20 protein-coding genes are annotated in these 20,252 nt (G+C 53.1%); 17 read left to right on the top strand and 3 right to left on the bottom strand.

The genetic code is table 11. From position 1 onward, the window contains the following. The first annotated feature begins 467 nt into the window (after positions 1 to 467). Positions 468 to 653: a hypothetical protein gene (locus AAFJ72_RS15115; protein WP_432774547.1), complete on the top strand. Its 186-nt coding sequence runs from the start codon at positions 468 to 470 to the stop codon at positions 651 to 653. Between the two features lie 110 nt (positions 654 to 763). Here the strand turns inward: AAFJ72_RS15115 and map are convergent, their stop codons facing one another. Continuing rightward, positions 764 to 1,510 (bottom strand): type I methionyl aminopeptidase, encoded by a 747-nt coding sequence (map, locus tag AAFJ72_RS15110; RefSeq protein WP_122906702.1) that lies wholly within the window; start codon positions 1,508 to 1,510, stop codon positions 764 to 766. A gap of 135 nt (positions 1,511 to 1,645) precedes the next feature. Here map and nadE point away from each other — a divergent pair, with 135 nt between their 5' ends. The 9 genes from nadE to AAFJ72_RS15065 all read left to right on the top strand — a co-directional run bounded on the left by nadE (position 1,646) and on the right by AAFJ72_RS15065 (position 10,362). Beyond that, the gene (nadE, locus tag AAFJ72_RS15105) at positions 1,646 to 2,398 is read left to right on the top strand and encodes an NAD(+) synthase (RefSeq protein ID WP_122906703.1); all 753 of its coding nucleotides are present in this window, start codon (positions 1,646 to 1,648) and stop codon (positions 2,396 to 2,398) included. Positions 2,399 to 2,571: 173 nt separating this feature from the next. Beyond that, positions 2,572 to 2,793 (top strand): hypothetical protein, encoded by a 222-nt coding sequence (locus AAFJ72_RS15100; RefSeq protein ID WP_122906704.1) that lies wholly within the window; start codon positions 2,572 to 2,574, stop codon positions 2,791 to 2,793. Between the two features lie 155 nt (positions 2,794 to 2,948). Further along, a complete protein-coding gene (locus AAFJ72_RS15095; RefSeq protein ID WP_432774546.1) occupies positions 2,949 to 3,575 on the top strand; it encodes a DedA family protein in 627 nt (208 codons plus the stop codon). After that, on the top strand, positions 3,572 to 4,102 hold the full coding sequence (locus tag AAFJ72_RS15090; RefSeq protein ID WP_432774545.1) for a YkvA family protein: 531 nt from the start codon (positions 3,572 to 3,574) through the stop codon (positions 4,100 to 4,102). Before AAFJ72_RS15095 ends, AAFJ72_RS15090 begins: the two co-directional genes overlap by 4 nt. A 16-nt stretch (positions 4,103 to 4,118) precedes the next feature. Beyond that, entirely contained in the window at positions 4,119 to 5,069 is a 951-nt protein-coding gene (locus AAFJ72_RS15085; protein WP_432774544.1) for a 3'-5' exoribonuclease YhaM family protein, read from the top strand. A gap of 152 nt (positions 5,070 to 5,221) precedes the next feature. After that, complete coding sequence (locus tag AAFJ72_RS15080; RefSeq protein ID WP_432774543.1) at positions 5,222 to 6,775, top strand: YcdB/YcdC domain-containing protein; 1,554 nt, start codon at positions 5,222 to 5,224, stop codon at positions 6,773 to 6,775. 204 nt (positions 6,776 to 6,979) lie between these two features. Next, on the top strand, positions 6,980 to 7,942 hold the full coding sequence (locus tag AAFJ72_RS15075; protein ID WP_432774542.1) for a hypothetical protein: 963 nt from the start codon (positions 6,980 to 6,982) through the stop codon (positions 7,940 to 7,942). Further along, on the top strand, positions 7,939 to 8,211 hold the full coding sequence (locus AAFJ72_RS15070; RefSeq protein WP_122906709.1) for a hypothetical protein: 273 nt from the start codon (positions 7,939 to 7,941) through the stop codon (positions 8,209 to 8,211). The genes AAFJ72_RS15075 and AAFJ72_RS15070 overlap by 4 nt, the downstream gene beginning before the upstream one ends. Before the next feature lie 81 nt (positions 8,212 to 8,292). Continuing rightward, positions 8,293 to 10,362: a YecA family protein gene (locus tag AAFJ72_RS15065; protein WP_432774541.1), complete on the top strand. Its 2,070-nt coding sequence runs from the start codon at positions 8,293 to 8,295 to the stop codon at positions 10,360 to 10,362. A 142-nt stretch (positions 10,363 to 10,504) separates the two neighbouring features. On the opposite strand, the gene AAFJ72_RS15060 is transcribed toward AAFJ72_RS15065, so the two are convergent. Next, on the bottom strand, positions 10,505 to 11,737 hold the full coding sequence (locus AAFJ72_RS15060) for an IS110 family transposase (RefSeq protein WP_005833250.1): 1,233 nt from the start codon (positions 11,735 to 11,737) through the stop codon (positions 10,505 to 10,507). A 279-nt stretch (positions 11,738 to 12,016) separates the two neighbouring features. Further along, positions 12,017 to 13,234 carry an MFS transporter gene (locus tag AAFJ72_RS15055; RefSeq protein ID WP_432774540.1) on the bottom strand — a complete coding sequence of 406 codons (1,218 nt, stop codon included), beginning with the start codon at positions 13,232 to 13,234 and terminating at the stop codon, positions 12,017 to 12,019. A gap of 246 nt (positions 13,235 to 13,480) precedes the next feature. Between AAFJ72_RS15055 and AAFJ72_RS15050 the strand changes: the two genes are divergently transcribed. From AAFJ72_RS15050 to AAFJ72_RS15020, 7 genes are all read left to right on the top strand, one after another. Further along, positions 13,481 to 13,618, top strand: coding sequence for a hypothetical protein (locus AAFJ72_RS15050; RefSeq protein ID WP_005828954.1), 138 nt, complete (start codon positions 13,481 to 13,483; stop codon positions 13,616 to 13,618). A 217-nt stretch (positions 13,619 to 13,835) separates the two neighbouring features. Continuing rightward, on the top strand, positions 13,836 to 15,287 hold the full coding sequence (locus AAFJ72_RS15045) for an LCP family protein (RefSeq protein ID WP_432774539.1): 1,452 nt from the start codon (positions 13,836 to 13,838) through the stop codon (positions 15,285 to 15,287). A gap of 242 nt (positions 15,288 to 15,529) precedes the next feature. Further along, positions 15,530 to 15,841: a hypothetical protein gene (locus AAFJ72_RS15040; protein WP_122904442.1), complete on the top strand. Its 312-nt coding sequence runs from the start codon at positions 15,530 to 15,532 to the stop codon at positions 15,839 to 15,841. An 86-nt stretch (positions 15,842 to 15,927) separates the two neighbouring features. After that, on the top strand, positions 15,928 to 16,395 hold the full coding sequence (locus tag AAFJ72_RS15035) for a hypothetical protein (RefSeq protein ID WP_432774538.1): 468 nt from the start codon (positions 15,928 to 15,930) through the stop codon (positions 16,393 to 16,395). 217 nt (positions 16,396 to 16,612) lie between these two features. After that, positions 16,613 to 18,658, top strand: a complete 2,046-nt coding sequence (locus tag AAFJ72_RS15030; protein ID WP_432774537.1) for an FAD-dependent oxidoreductase — start codon at positions 16,613 to 16,615, stop codon at positions 18,656 to 18,658. A 164-nt stretch (positions 18,659 to 18,822) separates the two neighbouring features. Beyond that, complete coding sequence (locus AAFJ72_RS15025) at positions 18,823 to 19,119, top strand: hypothetical protein (RefSeq protein WP_025848968.1); 297 nt, start codon at positions 18,823 to 18,825, stop codon at positions 19,117 to 19,119. Positions 19,120 to 19,185: 66 nt separating this feature from the next. Continuing rightward, positions 19,186 to 20,034, top strand: a complete 849-nt coding sequence (locus tag AAFJ72_RS15020; RefSeq protein WP_432774536.1) for a YtnP family quorum-quenching lactonase — start codon at positions 19,186 to 19,188, stop codon at positions 20,032 to 20,034. Positions 20,035 to 20,252: the final 218 nt, after the last annotated feature.

Here is a 20,252-nt window from a genome sequence, read left to right as displayed (position 1 = left end):
CGCGAGGTGCTGGCAATCATTCAAAGCCAAAAAGCTGATGGAGTTTGGAATAGGAGGCGTTTTATTTGCGGAGCGCCTTTGCCAGCCTTCCAGCGTAGAGACGTGGACACGGGGATGAAGGGGGCGTTAGTCTCACTTCATTGTGAAACCCAGATGTTGAGCCCCCGCCCCGTGAAACGTCTCGGAACGGACAGATAAGCCCCATAGTGGGCTGGCAACGAAGCGAAGCAAAGAAACGCCTTCACTTTCCATATAAAGGAAGTGTTTTGCAGTGCTCTCTCTGAGGGTCAAATTTGTTACTGGTCGGTAACAAACGTACTTGCATCTTACGGGGAGGGGAGGGGGCTGTCAATGTTTCGATGGGTTGTGGCGGCACTTTGCGTTTTTTATCAGAAAGACTTAGACTGTTGCTGGTGAAGGTGAAAAGCACCAGAATGGGTTTATACTGTGATTAATTGGGTGAGAGGATGAAACGGAAACAACTGTTTGTACATTTGAAAATCAACAGAAAAACGGGTCAATTTTCTGATTTGATAAGAGAGATGATCCAGACATTCAAAGAGGATGGATACACAGAGGTAGAGGTATTGCAAGTCGTGAAAATCAACAGCAAAGAGTATTTCATCATTTTCAATGTCATGGAGAATGGATAGAACGTTTCCAAAAACACAAAAGAGGCGTCCCCAAGCCGAAAAATCGGCTATGGAGACAGCCCCTCTCAAGCGCAAGCCAAGCTGCGCAGCGAAAACATCTTGGCAGGCACCTACTGCTTGGTCAAAATAAGCGGCCCATCCGCAGTAATCGCAATCGTGTGCTCGTACTGGGCCGACAGCTTGCCGTCGCGCGTTCTCGCTGTCCAACCGTCCTCGTCGATTCTCGCATGATAGGTGCCGATATTGAGCATCGGCTCGATGGTGATGACCATGCCTTCCTTGAGACGCTGGCCTCTGCCCGGAGGACCGAAGTGCGGAACGTACGGCTCCTCGTGCATTTCCTGCCCGATTCCGTGGCCCGTGAAATCGCGGACAACCGAAAAGCCTTGCGCCTGGGCGTAGGTTTGGATCGCGTGGGAAATGTCCCCGATCCGGTTGCCGACAACAGCTTGTTCAATGCCCAGGTACAGCGATTTTTCCGTGACCTCCAGCAGTTTTTTCGCTTCCGGGGAGATGTTCCCCACGGCGTACGACCAGGCCGAATCGGCCAGCCAGCCGTCTTTGCGCACGACCATGTCGATGGTGACAATATCTCCGTCGCGCAGCGGCTCTTTTTTCGGGAAACCGTGGCAAATGACGTCGTTCACCGACGCGCAGGTGGCATATGGATAGCCTTGGTAGCCTTTTTGCTCAGGAGTGGCGCCGTGGCTGGCCAAAAATTCTTCTACGAATTGATCGATTTCCCAGGTCGTGATCCCGGGACGAATCATCGACGCGATTTCGCGGTGGCAGGCGGCCAAAATTTTGCCTGCGGCGTGCATCAGTTCAATTTCTTCGGGTGTTTTGAGGATAATCATCGGTTCTCTCCTTGTCCTCACGATAGTTCTCTTGCTTTATACAGTATATAGTGTAGACCTGTTTCGGGCCAATTGCCACAGGCAAAACCGCATGGTAGGATGAGGAATAAACGAAACAACCTGGGGGTAGGTAGCGTGGACAAGTTTCAGGAGCATCTGGCAAACTACCAGATTCATGTAAAAGACGATATGGAAAAACGGATTGCGTTTATTCGCGAGCAAATCGACGGAAACGGGCTTGGCGGTGTGGTTGTCGGCATTTCCGGCGGGATCGACAGCGCCGTGACGGCTGCTCTGTGCGTGCGCGCCCTTGGCCGCGAGCGCGTCATTGGCGTATGGATACCTGCGTACTCCCAGGCGGTGCATGCGGAAGACTCGCAGCGCCTGGCGGAAGCAATTGGTCTGAACCTGCACACCGTCGATGTAGGCCCTGCCTTCGATGCGCTCGTGCCTGCCATCGAGGGTGTGCTTGCGCTTGGCGACAAGACAAAAGGAAATACGAAAGCCCGCCTGCGCATGACCGTGCTGTACGCAATCGCCAACCAGAAAGGCTATCTGGTTGCGGATACGTGCAATCGCAGCGAAATTCACGTCGGCTATATGACCAAAGGCGGAGACGGTCTCGCTGACTTCAACCCGGTGGCAAGCCTGACGAAGCACGAAATACGCATCCTCGCTGCCGAGCTTGGCGTGCCGGAATCGATTATTGCCAAAGCGCCTTCTGCCGATCTGTGGGAAGGCCAGACAGATGAGCAGGAAATGGGCTTTACGTACGAGGATCTCGACCGTCTGCTGATTACAGGCGAGACCAGACCGGAAGCAAAAGAACGGATCGACTACCTGCACCGCATCTCTGAGCACAAGCGCAATCTGATGCCAGGGATTTAACAGGCCAGTTGCCATGTGACGGCCAGCCGAAAAGCAAGCATCCGCGAGATACCCGTGCGCACAGCCGGGTGCGGTTGATGAAGGAAGCGCCGTTGCTTGCCGGTTGATTATTGGGCGGTTTTGTACGATAATAGAAGTTACGCACAAAACTTTCGAGGAAAGAGGTGGAACAGATGTCGACGACTGAATTGATGCTTCGAACAAGTCTGGAAGGCCGTGTGAAGCGTACGTTGCAAACGTACTTCCGCCGTCCGAACGACGTGTTGATAAAGGAAAGCCTCGGAGCGAACGGCCTGTCCCCAGAACAAGTGGAAGTTACGATGGAGCTCTTGACACAAGGCTATACTGTTGCTGAAATCATTGAGCAACTGCGGGATAAAGGCTACTTCGCATAAGCTGCACAGGAAAAAGACCGGACTGGCAAGCATTTGTCGGTACCGGCCTTTTTTATTGTCCGAAGGGAAGCGCCCGCAAAAGCGTGTGATTTGTGCATGCTATTATCTTTTGGCATAATGGAGAGGGCAGACCTGCAAGAAAAGTGGTGAAAGACATGACAGAAGTGATGGGAACATTTGGCGACTATATTGCGCAATACGGCTATAAAGCTTTGTTTGCCCTGTTTTTTCTCGGGATTTTGGGGATGCCGTTGCCCGAAGAAACCTTGCTCGTCTTTTCCGGGTTTTTGGTTTCGACCGGCCAACTCGCTTACTGGCCTACTTTGCTGGTCTGCTTTCTGGGCTCCGTAACGGCGATGACAACGGCTTACTGGATCGGCCGGACATTGGGCTTTCCTTTTCTGGAGCGCTACGGAAAACGGCTCGGAATGGGCTACACCCTCTATAAAAAAACGGAAGAATGGTTCAACCGCGTTGGAAAATGGGCGCTGCCGCTCGGCTACTTTATCCCTGGCGTGCGCCAGTTTACTGCCTATTTTGCAGGGATCACCAGGCTTCCTTTTCCGACTTTCCTGTTGTACACGTATGCGGGCGGGCTGTTTTGGAGCCTGCTGTTTGTCACCTTGGGCTGGCAACTGGGAGAGCGCTGGGATGAATTGTTCGATCTCATCTCGCGCAATCTGGCGATTTTCTTTATCGCCGTGTTTGCCGTCATTGCTGCCTGGTCGTATTACCGTCATCAGGCAAGTCTGAAAAAGCAAAAACGGAGGGGATTGCAATGAGTGAAGAAAATCGGCAGGAAAACCGACAGGAAAGCCAACTTCCGGCTATTCGCCAGCCGGAGGAGCTCGTTCCGCTTAAATTGCCGGAGGCGCATCAGCGCTTTTACGATAAATTGCGCGCCAAAATCGAAGCGTTTATCAAAGACAAAGGCGTAAATGAGACAGTCGCCAACTATATTTTGCTCGCGCCCGACCTGTTCGTGCTGCTCGCCCGCCTGCTGCTCGACAAGCGTGTCGGGGTTCAGGCCAAGGCCGTTGCCGGGATTGCTGTCGCATACTTCATTACACCGCTTGATTTTATTCCGGAGGCGCTCGTGGGTGGCGTTGGCCTGCTGGACGACGTCATTTTGGCCGTTTACGCCCTGCGCCGGATTTTGGTCGACGTGGACGAAAAAATCGTTCGCGAGCATTGGAACGGCAAGGATGACTTGCTCTCCGTCATTACCAAGGTCGTGAAGGCGGCAGATGACCTTGTCGGCAAAAAAATCGTGAAAAAGCTGGAAGAAATTTTGTTCCGAAAAAAATAAACAGGATGGGACACAGATGACAAAATATTTGCTTGACTATCAAGAGGGAGAGCGGGTTGTCGCTTTTTGCCTGGTGAAGAACAAGGAAGCCGGAGTCGCGAGCAACCAGAGCGAGTATTTGAATCTGGAGCTGGGGGATCGCTCCGGGACGATCATGGCGAAGCTGTGGGATGTCAGCCCGGAAATGAAAGAGTGGATCACGGTCAAATCGGTGGTGAAAATCGACGCGCTCGTCCAGGTGTATCGGGGGAAGAAGCAACTGGTGATCCAGCGCATCCGTCCGGCCACGGCATCAGACGAGGTCATGATGGAATCGCTCATCCCCGTTTCGCCAGTTCCGGTGGATGAGCTGTGGGCGAAGCTGGAAGCGACAGTGGACAGCCTCAAGAGCAGCACGCTCAAGGCGATCATCCGCGAGGTGCTCTCTACAGAGGAGATCAGGGAGCGGCTCCGCCACTTTCCGGCAGGGGTGCGGATGCACCACAACTACTATCACGGACTTTTGGAGCATATCGTCTCGCTCTTGACAGCGGCCCAGAGCTTGCTGCCGCTCTACCCGCAGGTGGACCGGGACGTCTTGTACGCGACCTGCATTCTGCACGATATTGGCAAGCTGTACGAGCTGTCGGACCCGATTGCGCCGGATTACACCACGCCAGGCCAGTTGATCGGCCATCTGATCATGGGCGTTGAGATGGTGAGCGGCATTTGCCGCAAGCTAGACATTCCGCTGGGGGATGCCGAAGTGCTGCATCTGAAGCATTGCATCCTGAGCCATCACGGGGAAGTGGAAAACGGCTGGGGAAGCGCAGTATCCGGCAAGACGCCGACTGCCATCCTGTTCCACTACCTCGACCAGATTGACAGCAAAATGAATGCGCTGGGACAGACGCTTGCCGACATGAGCGAAGACGAAGAGTGGGCGTACGCCGGGGCGCTCCGCCGAAAAGTTTGGCGCGGCTATTAGTAGCCTTGCAAGAGAAAACGAAGCCCAAAAGGCCGACTGCGTGGATCAAGGCAGTTGGCTTTTTGGGCTTTTTGCGGCACAAGTTTTCTGAAACCTTTTCCTGTCCGGGGCGTCTTACTAAAAGAAGATTGGCTTTGCAAGGAGGAGAATCTGTGAAAAAAAGGAGCAAAATGGCTGTGCTTTTGCTGGCAGCCAGCGTACTTGCCGTGCCAGCAGTTTCGTTTGTGCCGGCTCACGTTTACGCCTACGACGGCAAATCTGATCTGGAAATCATTCCGTTGCCGGAAGACATGCGCGAGCTGCTGGTCGATTTGCGAGAAGATTACGTGCCAGCGCTGTCGGAGATGCATGTCGATGCAATCGGAAAAGGCAGCAATTCCGAGACGATTATTTCCCTGTCTGACAAGAAAAACGTCATTACGGCAGGTGTATCGATGAAGCTGGTCGTCGATGCTCGCGGCAACATTACTTCCCTGGAGCTGGAAGGCACCGAGCGGGACAAGTCGAAAAAATGGGACAAAAAAGCAAGCTATCAAAAGCTGAAAGATTTTATCCGCGAGCAGGTGCCTGTCAGCCACGTTATTGATACGCAGCCGATGCTCTCGACAGAGCGGAGGGCACAGCTCGATCAGTTGGCTGTCGTGTCTTTTTACCCGCTGCTCAACGACGTCTGGGTGAAAAAAGAAATGGGCCGTGCGTTCATCGACGCTTCGGGGCAGATTGTCCGGTTCCATCAGGAAAAAGTCAAGCTGCCGCTTTCGTCGGAGGTGGCCGACCCGAAAAAGGCAGTAGCGCCGGAGAAGGCGAAAAGCGAATGGGAAAACCAGCTGAATATGCAGTTGGTATACGATACGGCAGCGGGCAAGCTGGTGTACCAGCCGACTGAGCTGCCGGTGATCGACGCTTTGACAGGAGAAGCTGTTCCTGCTGTCCACATGAAAAAGAGCGAGGTTCTCAAGCTGAAAGGCTATGCGGACAACAGCATCTGGGGCGACCGCAAAAAAATGGAGAAGTGGCTGGAGACGACGTTCAAGCTGCGCATCAACACGCTGTCGTTCCAGGCGCCATCGGAAAAAGTGAAAAAGCGGGACACGGATCTGTACGAGTGGAACGCCAGAATGTACCAGAGCGCTTCTGTTTTGGTAGATCGCAAGACAAAATCGCTCATCGAGTTCAGGCTCGACGGAACGGCAGAGCAGGAGCTGGAAAAGCCGTTGCAGGCGGAGGAGGCAATGGCCCTGGCGAGAGAATTTGTCGAGAAGCACTTGCTCGGCAAAGAGCAGTCCTTCGTAGTGACGGAAACTCGCCCAATCGACCATTTGCCTGGCTGGGCAGACCAAAATCTCGTCCGGCCGATCTACAGCTATGCCTTCTACCCGCAAAGTAGCGGCATCCCTGCGAAATCGCCGCTGTATACAGTCGAGGTAGACGCAAAAAAGGGAGCGGTCGTGACAGCAATGGTGAGCGATTCTCCTGCGCTGCCAGCTACCCTCGATCAGTCTGGCGTCATCGGTCAGGAAAAAGCGAAGCAGGCTTTTCTGAAAAACCTTTCCCTGCGCCTGGCGTACGACTATCCGAAGGTAGGGGGACAGACCGCCGCCACTCCGCAGCTCGTCTATTTGCCAACGGCCGACACGGAGGCGATGCAGCTGGACGCGGCTACAGGCGAAGTCGTGGACGGCTGGGTCGAGTGGACAGAATCATAACCGATCAACAATTGCCCGGCATGGAAAATAGCGTGCCGGGTTTTTCTACGTGCTCGCTCCTGTGTCAAAAGTCCGGCTGCGCGCTATTCTTTTCAAAATAGACAAACACTTTGCGGCTGGTAGGATTTTTTTTCTTTTTGTAGAATTACTTCTTGATTCCCATTTGATTTGGCAAGAACGCCGATCACGAGAAGGAGAAAGTGCATGAAACGGCCAACCTATACCCTACCAAGTATTGTCAAGAAGGTATTCCGGTCCGGCGAGCGCTCCCTTCCACGTACAGAGATTTGTTCGCGGATGGAAGCGAATGAGCTGACGGCTTTGATGGATCTGGACAGTGCGACACTACTTGATAAAGTGTTGAAGATGGAGCAGTCACCAGTGCGGGTTGCCAGCTCGGAGGCGATCGTGGAGATTACCTACCAGCCTCATCAGGTGTACGATCTGGCGTATCGCTTTTTGCGTGACACACAGACACCGAAAAAGCTGGAGCAGATCGTCGCAGAGCTGCGCCGCCAGACGCAGTTTGGCTGGAACCAGATCCTTCGCATGTTGCAACTGGAACGCGACCCTCGCTTTGTCCAGTATCAGGGCGACGACAGATGGTTTTTGGCGGAGTGGACACTGGCGAATGACCAGGTGTACGATTTTTGCCGGAACAATGGCATCACGCAGGTAGCGGCCCGTTCGCTTGTCCATTTTTTGGAGCAAGAAGTGGGGATCGCGGCAGATGCTGCTTTTCTGCCGATGCTGGACGACCGTTTCCGGGTTGAGGGAGATACGCTGTATATCATTGTGCGCAGTGATGTGACTGATGAGGAGCTGGCTGTGGAAGAAATGGCAGCGGCTGACTCTTCTGTATCGATAGCCAACATCGAGAGTGAAACAGAAGAAGTTGTACCGGAACAACAGGAACCAATTTTTACCAAGGGGGAAACGAACATGACAAATGCGACAAACGTGCGAGTGCTGGAGGAAGTGCAACAACTGCTGCAACAGGCGATCAGCCGTCTGGAAGGCCGCAACCAGGAGATGGCCCAGGAAGTTGTCACTCATTTTCAACAAAGCAACATGCAAGCTATAGAAGTGCTGATGAAAGAGAAACATAAGCATGAGCAGATCGTACTTGGCATTCAGCAAGTACTTGCCACCAGTGAGCAACAATGAGCAAGCTTGAGGCCATGATCCGGTTGGAACAGCGATTTGATTTGCTGCGCGACGTTATCGCGAGTTATCGGATTCGCCTTCAAGACATGGAGCGGGAAGTGGTGGAGCTTTTTGCCGCCAACCAGCTCTCTGCTATTTCTGCATGCATGAGCGAAAAGCAGCGCATCGTCCGGTTGATGAACCGTCTGGAGCTGTTTATCAGCCAGTGGGAAGGCAACGGCGATGTGGGAATCGCTCATGAACCGAAACGAGAAAACTTGAACACATGATGGAAAATGCGGTAAAATAGGGGGATTGTGCAGGATTCCCCGCGCATGCCGCGTGGGATGGAAAGGAGATCCAAACCCTCTATGTCAGTAGGAAGAAACGAACTGTGCCCATGTGGGAGCGGAAAAAAATACAAGAAGTGCTGCGGGGTAGTCACTCCGATTACCGAACTGCGCAGCCGTCATGAGCAAAAATTGCAGAAGGAATATGCAGGTTGGGTGGAGCGTCTGAATCATTTCGTCGGCGGCCATGTGACCAGCGAGACGATTCAGGAAGCGCGCAGCCGCTTTGCAGCAGAAGTCGGCCTGTCCGAACAGGAGGTTACACGTCCGGAGTGGGCCGCGCATTTCTTCAACTGGTGTGTCCTGGATGTCAAAACAGGCGGAAGCACGCTGCTTGAGAACTACATCAAGCAGCACGGCCGCCGGATGGAGCCGGATCTGCGCCGTGCTTTTGCCGGCTTGCATCTGAACGTGTACGAAATCATGGAGGTTGATCGGGAGGTTTTGACCGTTCAACAGCCACTGACGCTGGAGAAGCATTACATCCTGCGATCCGGCAACCTGAACGTCATGCCAGGCCAGATCATCGTGGGACGTCTGCTGAACCTGGGGCTGCGCAACATGCTGTTTCCCGGCAGCATCATTTTGCAGCCGCACGTCAAGGACAGCCTGCTGGGATGGCTGAAGGAGCATCCGGAAGTCGAGGAAGCGGCCGACGATACAGGCAAACGAGTGTACACAACCGCGCTATACCGCTTTATTGTCCAGTTTGGCGAAACGAACAACGGACAGGCAGGAACCAGCGAAAACGCCTTGCTTCGTCGCACGTACTCTTTGCAAAATCGCGGGCAGCTGCTCAAGGCGATTGAAGCAAACCCGGCTTTCGAACTGAAAAAGTCCGACAGCACAAAAGAAGTGTGGGTGTATGCGACGCGCAAGGAAGAGCACCTGTTCTCCGCTTTGAAGGATGCGCTTTTGGAACTGTACGAAGTGCAAGCAGAAGTGCTGCTCGAAAATGACAAGCTGTATCTGGAAGGATACGCACCGGAGCTTGAGGAAGTGGCGCAACTGCTTTTGCTGCCCGCATACGAACACGAGGAAGAGATTCGCGTCCTGACCTCGACTGGCTCGAAGCTGTCCAAAGGCACGTTGTTTATTACCAGCCAGCCTGCGCTGCCGCCAAAAGTTTTGCAGTGGGCGGTGCAGACGTATTTTGCGGAAAAATGGCTGGTGACGCCACACGAAGCGCTGGAAGACCTGGCCCCTGTTCTGGTTGCGGCATCAGACAGCAAAGAGCTGCACGCCAAGCTGGAGAGCCTGCTGGAGCAGCTGGAGCAAGACCGGAAAGTAGGACAAGGTCTGGCACGCTTCATTCGGACAGACATGCTGCGTCCGCGCCTGTCGCTGCCAAATGACAGCCTGCATGTGAACAACCTGCTCACCCGTCCGCTGATCGAAGGCTTGCCGGAGAGCGTGTATACGGTGCATCCCGACAGGCTCGCGGAAATCAACCGTTTTGTTCAGGAGATGACGAGTGGCAAGTCGGAAGCAACGGTCAAAAAGTACGATGAGGTTATGAACAACTTCCGCTCTTTTGTCAGATGCGCGTTCAGCCCTTCGTTTACATGGGAACAGTTGCGCAAGGAAGACCTGGCTTACTTCCTCGTGCATGATATTTATACACGTGCAGATGCCGTGACGAAGACATTGGCAACAAATCTGCTGTCGGTTATGACCGCTTTCTTCAAGTGGCTGGACAAGCAGGGGGCAACAAGCTTGCATGCGACCATGCAGTCCTTGTTTGCCGAGCTGAAAGAAAGCTTGCCGGAGGCCTACCGTTTGCGCGGTCTCTTGGAAAAAGAAGCGAACCATAACCTGTTCAACCAGGCGACTGTGCCGAAGGATGTCGTGGAAGAAACGCTGGTCGTGCTTTCGGTTGACGCGAACGGTTTGGCAGCCAAACGTGCGAATGGCGAAAAAATCACGTTGTCTGTAGCGGCAAATGTGAAAGACATGCTGGCAGCCGACTGGATGATCTCCGGCTTGTTCGGCAAAGGCGAAGACGGCCTCTGGCGCTTGTATGGCACGCCTGAGCTGTATCCGCCAGCTATTGCCCATCTGCTCGGTGTACAGACTGGTGTATTGGTTTAACAAAAAGACTTGATCGGTATACAAACAAAGGGGCGTCTCCAAGTCGAAAAGTCGACTTTTATACGAAAATGCCCCCCCTAAAAAGCAAAAAAAGGGACGGACTACAGTTGGTTGCTAGATATATCCAAAATATGGTATTTACTTACACGACCTCAGTTGGTTCAATCATTACCTTGAACCCTTGTGATTCAATTCTCTTGATCCAATAATCAACAACTCGATCCTGATCTTGTAAGTAATCCCATCCAAACTCTTGATACGTTATGTTATTTTTCAACATGTGATATATAATACGTAATATGAGGTGAGCCGTGGCCATCGTAGCTTTTTTCTGGCCTCTTCGTTTCTGGATGCGATAAAAAAACGAAGCGAGCCGAGTGCCTTTCGATTTACTCGCGGCCCAAGCTGCCTGGCAAAGTACGGCTTTCAAGCTCCTGTTTCCCTTCGTGGTTCGGGAGCTTTTTTTCTTGCCCGCACTTTCGTTGTTCCCTGGACTTAAACCTCCCCATGATGAGAGATGGGCATCCGATGGAAAACAAGACATATCGTATCCGATTTCTGCTAGGATGACCGCCGCCGCATCCTTTTGAATCCCCGGAACGGTGATGAGTTGTTCAACAATGTCCAAATGAGGACTGAGGAGCCTGTCGATTTCTTTTTCGATTTCCCTAATTTGTTCTTCGAGATACCTCAAGTGATCGAGGTGCATCCCGATTATTTTTCGATGATGAGCTCGAACTCGACCATTCAAAGCCTCTATAAGTTGCGGAACTTTTCTTTTCAGTGATGTTTTGACTAGATCTTTTACTTGGTCTGGACTTAGCACCTCACCGTTCACAATCGATTCGAGTAAGGCTCTTCCGGATACACCGAATACATCACTCACATATGTTGTCAGCTTGATGTTGGCATCCTGCAAAATCTTGTGGATTCTGTTTTTTTCCGCCGTAGCATCACCGAGCAGCTTTCTCCGATAACGAGTGTAATCGCGTAAATCTCGAATATTTTCGGGCGGAACAAAGCTGGGAGTGATCAGCCCACAGCGGAGTAATTGAGCAATCCAAGCTGCATCTTTTACATCCGTTTTTCGACCTGGAACATTCTTGATTCTCTTAGCGTTGGCGAGTACCAATGTAAAGCTCCCTTCAAGAACGTTCCATACCGGTTTCCAGTATACTCCTGTGCTTTCCATTGCAATGTGCGTACATTCGTATTGATGGAGCCAATCGTGAAGTTCAAGGAGTCCTTTGGTAGTGGTAGAAAAAGTCTTGGTTTCTTGTTTCGGTTTTCTGTCCAAAGGACCATACATAACACATGCTACCACCGTCTCTTGGTGTACATCGAGTCCAGCACATCGTTCTAATATTGCATCCATTCCCATCACTTCCTTTGTAGAAAATGATGCAGGCCATGCACCCGAAGCAAAGTATTTTTATACACGTACTCATGGTAACAATCGGCGGTGCTCGTAGGTGCAGTCGGCCGGTTTGAGACTCGGGGTTATTGCCACCAAAAAAGTATCGGCCTGTGACCTGCTAATTTTATTATGAAATCAGCAGGTTCACAGGCCAAGTACATTTTCATTCAATGTGGTGGCTGTCAGGCCATGGTAGTTTGAGACAGCCCCTTCTTTCTTTTTTTCATGTGCCCCCGCCTACTGCGCCCATTCCCGCAACGTCTTGTCTTTTGGCAGAAAAAGTCCGACGAAGCCGATTAACGGCAGCATGGAGCAGAGCGTGATGACAAAGCTGAGGCTGAACATGTCTGCCAAATAGCCGAACACAAGAGCACCCATGCCGCCCATCCCGAATGCCAGGCCGATTATCAGGCCGGAGACGGTGCCGATTTTTCCCGGCAGAAGCTCCTGGGCATAGACGACCGTGACCGAAAAGCTGGAGAGCATGATGAAGCCGCTGATAACCAGCAACGGAAAGGCCCAGAACCCGGAGACATACGGCGTCAACAGGGTAAAAGGCAGCGATCCGAGCGTCGAAAGAATCAGCAGATTGCGTTTACCGAACCGATCCGAGAGAGGACCGCCGAAGAATGTCCCGACGGCTCCGGCAAACAGGAAGCCGAACACGACGAGCTGGGCGCTGGAATAGTCCATGTGCTTGACGTACATCAAATAAAACTGGTAAAAGCTCTGATAGCCTGCGTTCATCCACGAGCGGACGCTGACAATCAAAATCAGCAGCCACAGGGCGATCAGCCGCTGTCTGCGATTCGTGTACGCGATAACTGCGGCAGCCGTTTTCTTCATTCGTTGCTGTCCGCGATACCAGAGTGCCACGTAGAGCAGGACACAGCTGGCCAATACAGCCGGCAGCAAAAACCAGGCGGCACCGGACTGGCCGAGATTGGCGAACACCAGAATGGTCATCAGCGGTGCCAGTGCTTGCCCCGCGTTTCCGCCTACCTGAAAAATGGATTGCCCCAGACCGCGCCGAGGGCCGGACGCCTGATGCGCGAAACGGGACGCTTCCGGATGGAAGACAGCGGAGCCGATCCCGACGCAGGCCACGGCGATGAGCACGAGGTAGTAGTTGCCCGCAAACGCGAGGGCGAGCATGCCCAGACCCGAGACAAGCAAGGCAAGCGGCGGCAAAAACGGCTGTGATTTGCGATCGGAATAATAGCCGACCACCGGCTGCAGGACCGAGGAAGTCAGATTCATGACCAAGAGAATGATTCCTACCTGTGTGAAGGTCAACGCGAGATTTTTTTCCACGATGGGAAGCAAGGCGGGAATGACCGCTTGCAGGCTGTCATTCAGCAAATGCACCAGACTGATGGCAAACAGCATGCGATAGACAGTAGGTGCCGCCTTTCCTGTGCCGGAGGCTGGAAGCGGTGTAGATGTGGCACTCATGTCAGTTCATCTCCATTGGTTGTAGTGTAAAAAAACTGCGGATTGCCCGTGTGCTTTCTGTTTGCCCACGCACTTTTTCACTGTAGCATGGAACGGTGCGAGCGTCATTACTGTCTGGATAGCATATGACGGCAAGACATAACGCTGCAGCAGGCGAGGAAGTTTTTGCTGGGCAGGTTTGTGAGGGAATGAGAATACATGAGATGACGTACACTACTTGCGTATCAGCAGTGAGGAGGAGTGTACATGGAAAAGAAATCCAACGATGTGAACGGCAAGCAGGAAAGTCACGTGCGCCAAGGCGGCGATTCTCACCGCTCCAAGCAAAAGCAGCCGGAGGGTCCTGTGCAAGGCTTTAGCCAGGCGCCAAAAGGCTTGCAATAGCGAACAAAATGTGTCCCTCATCGACAAAAACGATGGGGGAGTTTCTCTTGTAAGGAACATTTTTCTACAAATGCAGACAATCCTGTGTTACAATATCTGAATCAGATGATTACCAACAGAAGAAAATATTAGTCCATCTGGATGAGTGGCACTCTTCACCATTGTGCCTCCCTTTTGTTTTGTCAAAAAGCGTGCGCGAACAAGGAGATTGATTCATATGCCAGAAACTGTTGTAAAAACACGTGCTTCTGCTCCGCGCAAGAAAAAACAGCCGACACGCAGCCGTAAGCTGCGCAAATTCCTGACGATTTTCACATTGACCGTCCTGCTGTTGGTCGGCGGTGTCGCCGGAGCGATTTACTGGAAAATTGAAGATACGCTCGACGTAGTAACAAACCCGACAGAAAGCGGTTTTATTTCGGAAGCTTCGAAAAATACGGACCCGGTCTACCACTCTGAAAAGCCGATGTCCTTCGTCCTGCTCGGTTCGGATACGCGTCCCGAGACAGGCTCGATGAACACAGACGTCATGATTGTCGCTGTCGCCAATCCGCAGACGAAAAAAGTAACGATGGTGTCCATTCCGCGTGATACACGGGTGAAAATTCCGGGGTATCGCGACTACCACAAGATCAATTCGGTATACGCCAACGGCGAGGCTGAGCGCAGACAGGCCGAGCGCAACAACCAGACGCCGACCGAAGACGGTATTTCCTTGACGAAGAAAACGTTGAACGAAATTTTGGGAATTCCGATTGAGCACTTTGTCGCCGTCGACTTTGACGGATTCAAGGCTGTCATTGACGAGCTGGGTGGAGTCGAGGTCAACGTCGACCGCAAGCTCGTCTACGACGATCCGACCGACAACACGCATATCAATCTGAGTCCGGGCCTCCAGACGCTGAATGGCGAGCAGGCACTTGGCTACGTGCGCCACCGCCACGACAATCGCGGACTCAAATATTACTCCAGCGACTTCGATCGCAACCGTCGCCAGCAGGAAGTAATCCGTGCCCTTGTCGACAAAGTGGCTACCCTGGACGGCTTGACCAAAATTTTCAACATTTTGGACGTAGGCGCGAAGCATATACATACCGACCTGTCCAAAGACCAGATCAAAGGATTGGCCTACGATTTCAAAGGCTTCAACTCCTCTACCCTAATCACGCTCGACAACGGAGCGTACTGGCAGGGCGGCTACACGTACCTGGAAAAAGAAAAGCTGGAGCTGATTCGCAGCTCCTTGCAGGCGGAGATGGGCTTGTCCGGCAAAGTCGTCGCACAGCTGAACAACTCCCCGATCCTTGGAGCGGGTGAATCAACCGTTTCCGCCTCCAGCAGCAAGTCGACCAAAAAGAAAACGACGGAATCCGCGGCTTCCGCTACAAGCAAGCCGAAAGCAACGGCGGAACCGAAAAAGCCGACGGAACAGATGGAAGTAGCGGAAGGACAAGAGTTTGCGGAAGAGGGCGCTGTTCCGCCGCCGGATGTAGTGAGTCCGGAGCAGCAGGGTCAGACATATGTCCCTGACACGCAAACGCCTGCTTCGAACCCGGCTGCAACTCAGCCGACTTATGTGCCAGCAGGCAATGCCGGAACATCGGCACCGCCACCAGACATCGTTTCCCCGCCTGTCACCGAGCAAGACAGCCCGAAAACCCAATCATAAGGGAAGTCAAACAAGCACTCGCTTCTTTACAGAAGAGCGGGTGCTTTTTTTGCAGCCAAGTTGCCCCAAAAGCTAGTCGCAGCCAAGTTTTCTCCACATGGCCAGGCAAGTGTATTTTCATTGGAAGTTTTCTAACAAAAATGAAACGAAAGGTTTAGAAAACACCAATTTCGTGGTACAATAATAATATGCTGATAAAACAGATTAATCAGATAATTAGAGACACGACTGGAGGGATTTGGATGACAATTTTCTTGGTGAACTTGTTTCTGGTGATTGCCTTTGTGTACCTCATCAGCCGCCAACAAAATGAAGAGCTTGTGTACGACGAAGATTTTTTCCTCCAGAACCCCTCAGCGCTGGAAGAATACCAGCAAATGCCGATTGATTTCCAACACGCCTTTTTCCGCAAGCACAAAGAGTGGATTAAGGAAAAATATATGCGCGGGGAAAGCTATATTTTAGGCTATTGCCCGAACAAGGAAGTAAGACGCGCCTGGCTGTCCGAATTCATGAACCAAAAAAATATGAACGATACACCAACCCCTTCCTGAGCGAAGGGGTTTTTCGTGCGCGGGGCAATCGTGCTATACTTCTAGCTGGAAAAGGAATAACGCAAGTAACAGGAGGAACCATTTACGTGCTGCAATTATTGGTCGAAAAACTAAATCAACTGCTGTCTGCGCGAGGAATGATTACGGATATTGTCTTGCGCTCTGACCGCTCTTTGCTGGAAGACGAAGAAATGCGTGAAGTGATGATTTCCTTCGCAAGCACGTTGGCAGAAGAGCAGCCTGTGGCGACCATTCATCTGTTTTTGCTGGATGACGAACAGAGCTGCGAAATCGAGGTCGAGATCCAGTATCCATACGATCTGCAAGCAGAGCAGATCCAGGCATTGTGGGCGCAGGCGAGAAGCCGGGTGGCGGAGTGCTCGCTGTCGGAAAAGCGGCGGTACATTGAACCAGGCAAGCTGGCGGAGACGAGCGTGCAGGTGGACTATCACTTTGTCGTCCAGATGCCGCAGAGCGCCGAAGAAGAAGCGGATTTGGACGCGACATTGGAAAGGGTCGCGGTCGATTTGGGAGAGCTGGTCAAGCTCGGGTAGGCAGGCCGCAACACAGCGGTTGAAGCAAAGGCTCAGGTAAAGGGTACCTGGGCCTTTTGGGACTTTTTTTGCCCGTCTGAAAAAAGTGATACCTTGCGTGGGGGAGAGAAAATTCACCGCGGCAGGCACGTTAAGCGAGAGAATTGGTTTTGTTTTGTCAGACAGTCGGGCAGGATTTACAAGCTGGCGTGCAGAATGGATATAGATGAGAAAATGAATGAGCATTCATTCGCCAACTATCAACAGGGAGGGTCGTACCTTGAAGCTTGCAACCGTACTGGAACCTGTCCAGATTGGTACTTTGACACTGCCGAACCGGATCATGATGGGGTCCATGCACGTCGGTTTTGAACGACTGCCGGACGGTGTCGCCCGTCTCGCTGATTTTTACGCAGAGCGGGCCAGAGGGGGAGCCGGATTGATCGTGACCGGAGGCGCTGCTGTCCTGCCAGAGGGCGGCATGGGCGAAGTGTACTGCAACGTATACCTGGATGAGCACATCGAGCAGTTGAGGGTGATTACGGAAAAAGTTCATCAGGCGCAGGGCAGAATTGCACTCCAGCTTTTTCATGCGGGCCGTTACGCGTACAAGGAGGCAACAGGGCTTGATCCGGTAGCGCCTTCGCCCTTGCAGGCGCCGATCAATCGCAGCAAGCCGCGGGAACTGGATGCGGCAGAGATTGAACAGACCATTGCTGCCTTTGCCGCAGGAGCGGTCCGTGCGCAAAAGGCTGGCTTTGACGCCGTGGAAATCATGGGCTCGGAAGGCTATCTCATCAACCAGTTTCTCTCGCCTGTCACCAACCAGCGTCAGGACGAGTGGGGGGGAGACTTTGCGCGGCGGGCGCGTTTCGGCATCGAGGTGGCGAAGCGGGTACGTGCGGCGGTGGGGCCTGATTTTCCTGTGATGTTTCGCATGTCCGGGCTCGATCTGATTCCGGACAGCACGACGATGGAGGAAACGCTGCAATTTGCCCGCATGCTGGAAGATGCCGGGGTTGATGCGCTCAATATCGGAATTGGCTGGCACGAGTCGAAAGTGCCGACGATTTCCATGCTGGTTCCGCGTGGCGCGTATGTGTGGGTCGCCCGGCAGGTCAAGCAGGCGGTCAGCATTCCGGTGATCGCCAGCAACCGGATTAACGATGTGCGTCATGCGGAAGAAATTTTGCGCGCAGGGCATTGCGATCTGGTGTCCATGGCCCGGCCTTTTTTGGCCGACCCGCAAATTGTGGCAAAAAGTGTGCAAGGACGCTTTGATGAGGTCAACACGTGCATTGCCTGCAACCAGGCTTGTCTCGACCATATTTTTGATGGCAAAGTGGCGTCCTGTCTGGTCAATCCGCAGGTCGGCAGAGAGGCGGAGTGGGCGCTTGTTCCGGCGGCTGTCAGGAAAAAGGTGGCGGTCGTGGGCGCGGGTCCCGCAGGACTGGAGGCGGCACGGGTGCTGGCCGAGCGCGGGCACCAGGTCGTCCTGTTCGAAAAACAAGAGCGGATTGGCGGCCAGCTCAACTACGCGCGCCAGGTGCCGGGCAAAGCGGAATTCAACGAGACGCTGCGCTACTACCGCACACAGCTTGCAAGGCTTGGCGTAGAGATCCGATTGGGCGCGGAAGCAGACGCAGATGCGCTGGTGGCGGAAGCCTTTGCGGAAGTGGTCATCGCGACGGGAGTTGTTCCGCGCGTGCCGGAGATTCCGGGCCGGGAGCTTGGGCATGTCGTCATGTACGACGCAGTGTTCGAGCACAAGGCGAAGGTCGGAAACAGAGTGGCGATTGTAGGGGCCGGGGGAATTGCCTGTGACTTGTCCCATTTGCTCGTCCACCATGAAGTCATTTCCGCGCAAACGGCGGACTATTTGCTGTCCTACCGGATTTTGGACGAACAGGCGATTCACCGCCTGCAGGCGAGCAAGCGAAAAGTGTTCATGCTGCGCAGAGGCAAGCATGTCGGCAGCGGATTGGGCAAAACGACGCGCTGGGCGACATTGGCTCAATTAAAGCAAAAGGGCGTGGAGATGCTGACCCAGATCGAGTACAGGCGAATCGCTCCGGAAGGGGTGTACATCAGCGTAAACGGCGAGGAGCAGCTCGTGCCTGCTGATACGGTCATCATCGCGGCTGGTGCGACGCCGAACCAGTCGCTGTATCACGCGCTGGAAGGCCGTCTTCCGGTTCATCTGATCGGCGGGGCCAAAGAAGCGGGAGAACTGGATGCCAAACGGGCGATTCTGGAAGGAGCGCAGGTTGGCAGAGCGATTTGATGTTCGCAAAAGATTTTCTATTCCGAAAATAGGTTGAATCGTGTATGATGGGAAAAGGATGTCGTCTTTTCGGAACTTTTGTCGAATCGCTTTTCAACATACTTAAATTCTTGCACAATGGAGGCGTACTGTTTAAATTCACGTGATTGGGGGCTTTCGCCTTGATGAACCATAATGGCATTCTTTTAGGAAAACGTTACTTCCTGTACTCCACTGCACAGGTAGTAGAGGTGGAGGGATGGACGTTTACGATTGCCCCGGGGTTTAAGATGATTGCGGGTGGTAGCGCAAACCCACTTCAGACATTAATCAGTATGTACCGCGAAAATGAAAAGGTTGCTCAACTCGTGCTTCATCATAGACGTTCCGACTCAGATGTTACCGTTCAGGCCGTATCGAGCGAGCTCCTGCTGGAAATCGCCCCTGCGACCAGAACCGTGAGTGTGGCAGAGAAGCAGTAAGGCACCCTTTGTGGGGTGCTTTTCGCTTTTTTCTAACAGAACATGCAGGCGAGGAGGCTGAATGATTTGGTAAGCAATGAATGGCAAGTAGGCGAGCTGCATTTGACGTGGCTCAAAGGCGGTCTGACACAGCTCGATGGCGGCGCGATGTTTGGGGTAGTACCCAAGCCGCTGTGGAGCAAGCGCTACCCGGCGAACGAATTGAACCAGATTCCGCTACGCGCAGACCCGATTCTGGTACAAGCCCACGGAAAACGCATCCTGATCGAATCCGGCATCGGAAATGATCGGCTGACCGAGAAGCAGAAGCGCAACTTCGGCCTGGTGGAAGAGTCGCAAGTGAAGGAGGGGCTGGCGGCAAAAGGCTTGACGCCTGCTGACATCGACATCGTCATCATGACGCATATGCACTACGATCACGCGAATGGCCTCGTTTCCGTCCAGGACGGCCAGCTTTTTTCCACGTTTCCAAATGCGGTGATCTACGTCCAGGAGCAGGAGTGGGCCGAAATGCGTGAGCCTAACATCCGTTCGCGCAATACCTACTGGGAGGACAACTGGCGTCCCATCGAGTCCCAGGTGCAGACGTACGGGGCCACTTTCGAGGTCGTTCCCGGCATAACCCTGCACCATACAGGCGGCCACAGCCAGGGACATGCCATCGTCCGCATGGAAAGCCAAGGCCACCTGCTGTTGCACCTCGCCGATATTATGCCGACACACGCCCACCAAAATCCGCTGTGGGTCATGGCCTACGACGACTACCCGATGACCTCCATCTTCGCCAAGGAAGAATGGATTCACGGCGGCATCCGCCAAGGGGCGTGGTTCACCTTTTACCACGACCATGTCTACCGGGCTGTGAAGTGGAACGACAAGGGAGAGCTTATTGACCAGATCAAGATAGCCGAGTAAAAACCGGGGTTGCCCCGGTTTTTTGTTTTGAGTGGAAAAACACGGCAGATCGCCCGGACGAACCAGATCGCGTCCATTCGAAGCAGCCACGCCAGCTATCGAATTTTCGATAAGCCTCATAGAAATTTTTCATAATCCAAAAATTTTGAATGCTCATTGACGAGCGATAGACTCCTCACTACAATAGGAGCATCACAGAGCATCTGTTCTGGTAGGCA

Origin of the sequence: Brevibacillus gelatini, from assembly GCF_050920745.1 — a bacterium.
Taxonomy (GTDB): Bacteria; Bacillota; Bacilli; order Brevibacillales; family Brevibacillaceae; genus Brevibacillus; species Brevibacillus gelatini.
The sequence above is the reverse complement of the archived record's forward strand: the minus strand, read 5'-3'. Positions and strand labels throughout refer to the sequence as shown.